The 5,449-nt window shown below is 54.7% G+C and carries 1 protein-coding gene and 1 pseudogene; both read right to left on the minus strand.

Going from position 1 to position 5,449, the window contains the following annotated elements:
* Positions 1 to 3,843: beta strand repeat-containing protein (locus V6C07_RS00940; protein ID WP_333534528.1), on the minus strand; the 3,843-nt coding region annotated here is incomplete at its 3' end.
* Between the two features lie 1,012 nt (positions 3,844 to 4,855).
* Positions 4,856 to 5,449 (minus strand): annotated as a pseudogene (locus V6C07_RS00945) (hypothetical protein); the annotation flags it as partial.

The following is a 5,449-nucleotide window of genomic DNA, read 5'->3' on the forward strand; positions in this document are numbered from 1 at the left end:
TACTGTCACGGTGCCGTCACCGGTGATTTTGATCTCGTTGCTGCCGTCACTGGTGGCGTTCATGCCGTAGCCGTAGCGGGTGCCGGTGCTATCGCCAGCGCTAGAGCCTGATACTGTCACGGTGCCGTCACCGGTGATTTTGATCTCGTTGCTGCCGAAATTATCGGCGGACATGCCGTAGCCGTAGCGGGTGCCGGTGCTATCGCCAGCGCTAGAGCCTGATACTGTCACGGTGCCGTCACCGGTGATTTTGATCTCGTTGCTGCCGTCACTGGTGGCGTTCATGCCGTAGCCGTAGCGGGTGCCGGTGCTATCGCCAGCGCTAGAGCCTGATACTGTCACGGTGCCGCTTTCCGTGGTGATGCTATTGCTGCCAGAATCTATGGCAGACATGCCGTAGCGGGTGCCGGTGCTATCGCCTGATCCAGCTTCGGCCGTCACTGTCACGTCGCCACCCGCCGTTTCGATCTTGTTGCTGCCGGAAGAGGAGGCCAAAATGCCGCCAGTCGAGCCTGACACGACCACATCACTTTTTTCAGTGGTAGTAATGACATTCGTGCCGCCCTTCGCTGCGACACCCGTATCTCCACTGATGGCAACGGTACCGCCAAAGCCTGCTTTAATGGTGTTACTGCCGCTACTTACAGCAACAATACCACTGTTTTCAGTGCCACTGTTTGCGCTGATAATAGTTATATCCCCGCCAGTGATACTATTTTGGGCACCGCTTTGTGACCAGAGGCCAACATCGCCGCCGGTGATTCTGACAACACCGTCAGTGCCAGTATCAACGGAGTTGCGGGAATGGGTGCCAACGGCAGACAGCGCGTAAACCTGAGCTCCATTAATGGTAATATCTCCGGCCTTTACAGTGTTTTCGCTGCCGTATTGGGCCAACAAAGCGGTTCCCAGAGAGCGTACGGATACCTTACCTGAATAACCGGCATCAATTATATTTTTGGAGTTGAAATTTTGTGAGTTTATTCCGTTATTGCCCCCGTAAATATCAACTTCGCCGCCAGTGACAGAGTTTATACCTCCGTTGGCAGCGTATATCCCAGTACTGCCGCCGTGGATCGAAACTTTACCTTGTTCTCCCACTTTGAGAGTGTTTGTGCCGATACCACTTCCAACTTGCCCGCCAGCATTAACAGCTACGCTGTCAGGACTGCCGACGAAAATTGCGCCGGAGGCGATGGTGTTGTTGCCGCATGTGGAGGCCTCCACACCACTGCTGATGGATACTGTTCCATCCGCACCTGTGCGGAGTTCATTGCTGCTGCCCACATAGCGGAGGAGTTCACTACTATAGGCCGAGCGGCTAGACCCTACAGAAACGGCTGTAATTTCTTTGCCGGTTATCGTATTCGTGCCACCTAGATCACTGGACACGTTTCCAGATATCGTGACCTTGCCATCTACACCAGCATCAATTGTATTCTCACTCTTTCCTCCAAAAGCAGATATACCTGTTTTAATTGCAATATTATTGCCAGTAACGCGGTTTTCCCCGCCATTGTAAGCCAGTACTCCCAAAAAATTGCCAGAAGTAATGGATACGGATCCACCAACCCCACCAATGATATTTACACTGTCGGATCCATTGGCATAAACACCATACGCTGATCCAGTGATGGAAATATCACCGCCCTTGACAATATTCTCGCCGCCAGTCTGGGCCAAGAGCCCGGAACCGCCAGCGGAAACCGTCACCGTTCCATCAGCGCCTGCGTCAATGGTATTCTCACTGTCGGCGTCAGTGGCGTATACTCCGTGTCCAGTACCTGCACTTATGATAATATCATTGGCTTGAATGCTGTTGACGCCGCCGCTTTCAGCGTTGAGCCCCGTGCCCCCGCCGTCGAGTGTGAGTTTGCCCCCCACTGCCCCGCTGGCGCCCGCCACTGCCCCAATGGTATTTTTGCCACCGGATGTGGCGCTCACAGCAGCCAAATCAGCGGCATCTGTGCTGGCAATGAAAATATCACCGCCAGCTACGGTAATCGAATTGGCGCCATCGTCCACAGCTATCACGCCTGTCTTCGCACCGGCTACGTGAAGAGACCCATCCGTTATGGTCAGGTTATTGGCACTGCCGTCAGAAGAAGCGCCAATACCTCTCCATCCCGAATTTATGACGACAGAGCCGCCAGTAACGTCAATCTTGTTGGTGGCGTTAACTTGGGCGCTGACGCCTTCCCATCCGCCTTTGATATCCACATTGCCATTTGTCACTGAAACAGTGTTGGTGCTGTCATCAAGGGCATGAATACCGCGTTGAAGGGCGTCAACATTCAGATTTCCGTCAGTCACGTAAACATTGGCGCGGCTGTTCCCGGTCGTCGAGATGCCCCAATCGCTATTTATGCTTACAGACCCATTGGTGGCGGAAAGGTTAGTGGTGCTGTTGTCAACTGTGCCAACCCCATTCCAAAGTGCATTGATGGTGATATCGCCGTCAATTGCCGTTACAGAATTGACGCTGCCGCTCTGGGCTTGAAGGCCTTGCTCATCGGCGGCTATGCTGATGCTGCCGCCGCTGATGGTATTCTTGCCGCCATCGACAGCAAATACGCCATGGGCAGCGGATACGCCATCGCTAGAGGCGCTTTGGACATGAACCGAGCCCTTGCCCATATGGATGACGTTTGCGACGCTGCCGTCCGCGAGCACGCCGTCCAGCACGGTAAGTTTGCCGTCCGCGGAAGTGATATGCGTGGTGGAGCCTGGCGTTGTGTTGGCGACCCCGGCATTAAGGTTGATGGTATTGTAGTCATCGGCCATCTGGGCCGGGTCGGCCGAGCCGCTGGCATGTATGGAGCTGCCGCCGATGACCGTGTCGTTTATGATGATTTCGTCATCGCCCGTGGATGCGACAATCTGATAGCGGCCGGTCTGTCCCGTACCCTGATGGTATTCGCCCACAGATTCCGTGCCGAAGCCGGAAACCGCGCCGTATTTGGCGTCATAGGCCTGGGAGTCGAAAGATGAGCCGCCGCTGGCGACCACTTCGACAATATATTCAAACGTGTGGCCGTCCTTGACCACGGTAACGGTCACAAAGCCTCTCAGGAAATCACCCGGATCAAGGCTTTGCAGCTTGGCAAGCCCGGCCTCGCTGAATCTGAACACCAACTGGCCGTCGCTGAATTCCGGCTCCGCAAGCCAACTGCTGTCCCATTCGGGAGGAAAGGTACAGGAAACCGAATCCGGTCCGGAAGGGGTGCGTGTGATTGCCGCGCCGGACGAGAGGTTCAGCAGGTTGCCGCCGGCGTCCCTGAAAAAGACAGGGGTGCTGACGAAATGATTTTCGCTGTCGCCTGCGCTGTACAGCACCGCGCGCACATCACCGGAAGGAACGCCAAGCGCGGCCCCGCCGCCCGGAGCCGCTCCGGAAGAAGCGCCCCCGACGTTCAGAAGCGCTGTCTGAAGGCTGTCGGAGCCTGCCACGGAACCGGCAACGCTCATGTCAAGGCCGTCCAGATGGTCAAGACCGCCCATCAGGTCGGATGCGCCGTATTCATTGTAGTGGGAACCGCGTTCCACAGAGGCCGGACCCGCCGCGGGGATGAGGTCCGGGCCGAGGGCGCTGAAAAACTCCGTGCCGGAAACGATTTTTCCCGCAACTTCAAATTCAGGAACGTTATCTGCATGATAACTGGTGTAAAAATCATCTATCCGGATGGCGGCTTCGTCTTCAAACGTAAATACCAGTGAATCGCCGTCGCGTGACAGGGTAACGCCGTCGGTTGAGAAATCAAGAGCGATTTTGGCGTTTTTGCTCGTTGCAACAATTGTGACTGCCTGGCCTTGAGCCGGGCGTGAAAGATTCATCGCAGACATGGTATCCTCCGCAGAGTGGGTGGATGCGTTGGCAGGCGGCATACGCGCCAGGCGTATGCCGAAGGGACAGGAAGGAGAGCGGGGCAGACTGGCTGTCTGCTGCTCTGGGCAAAGCCCCTGCCTCTAGAAGAGTGCAGTATTTGGAAGATGCAAGGGTGAATCTATAGGAAGCGGAGATTCACGACTGGACGAATCCATCAATTATTTTATAATATCTGGGTACTCTCATGTCAATAACTATGGAAAGATAACAACTCTGGTTTTCTAACACTGTTTTTATCTGAAATAAGATTAAATAAATAATAAATATGATGCAGAAGTTTTTTTATAAAGGCTAAATTGAATATCAATATTTATAAATATATATAATTTGCATGCATGGCTAAACTAAGTAAAAAAGTTACAGAAAATTATTGGAACCTCCAGTGAGCCAAGCTCTTGCATGATTGCCGGGTACGGTCAGGGCAACTTTCGTTTTGAGCCATGCAGTGAAAGAAATTCTGTATTTTTTGTGCTGGTTCCCGCGTTTTCTGGAGGGGACATACGGCACGGCATTTGTTTTATGTACGTAAATATCTGTGAGCTTGTTTTTTGTGCCGTACTGATGCAGAAAAATTTTGACGTTGAAAAAGATTCCTTCTGAGGGACCAGGGCGGGGTCTGCAAAAAACCTGCATGATCCACGCCCGCAAAGGCGCTGCATACTTTCGGCACACACGCAAGAAGCCGCCACGGCGGGACGCATGAAAAAAACATGCGAATGCGCACAGCATCCGTACAATGAAAGCCGCTTCTTCAGGCAAGAGCCCGTTCATTTTTGGAATATAACATTCTCAAAATGAACGGGCTCTTGCCTTGCGGTGTGGGGGGAGGCGGAATGTCCATTACGGACATGTGGCAGGTGTGTTTTTATGGCTGTTCACTCTTTTCCTTGGCTGACCTGCTGCCGCGCGGCGGCTTGCCGGATCAGGAAAAGAGTGAACAGCCTTTGAAACCGTTTGCCTAGACAGTGTCTAGCAGTTTGTCATTTCCCTTGCGGCATTGTCCGTGGCTTCCTGGCAGGAATCCGCAACGCTGGGGATACTGCTGATTTCGCTTGTGGCGGCGGCAGCGCTCTCAGCAGCCGTCACAGCAGGTCCGGCAGGGGCGCCGGAGGCATCGGGGGCCGCAGGCCCGGCAAGGTGACTCTGGTCAAGAGCCGCGTTCATGTTGGTCAGGCCCATGTCGTGCAGACCGGTTTCTCCGAAAAGGCCGGTGCCGTCCTGTTCTGTGTCCTGCCCGTCCGTGGCCGCGAACAGGCTGTCGAGGCTTTCATCGCCGTAGGTCAGGGTGACGGGGGGGTACAGTTCGGCAAAGTCGCTGCCGTCGCCCCCCTCATTGCCGAGATAGCCGTTGTGCAGGGCATCATCCCCTTCTTCAAACAGATCCGGCAGGTCTGGCAGGTCTGTGAGCATGTCTGCGGGCGTGCCTGGGGACATGTCGGCAGGGTCGCTCAGGAAGGCGAAAAGCGGCTGCACCTGTCCGTCCGCGTCTTCACTGAAGTGCGCCAGGGCCGTGGCGTCATCAAGAGTATCCGCCCCAAGAGCGTCTGCCCCGGGAACCTCCGC

The sequence above is a fragment of the Desulfovibrio sp. 1214_IL3152 genome (genome assembly GCF_036763055.1).
GTDB lineage: Bacteria > Desulfobacterota > Desulfovibrionia > Desulfovibrionales > Desulfovibrionaceae > Desulfovibrio.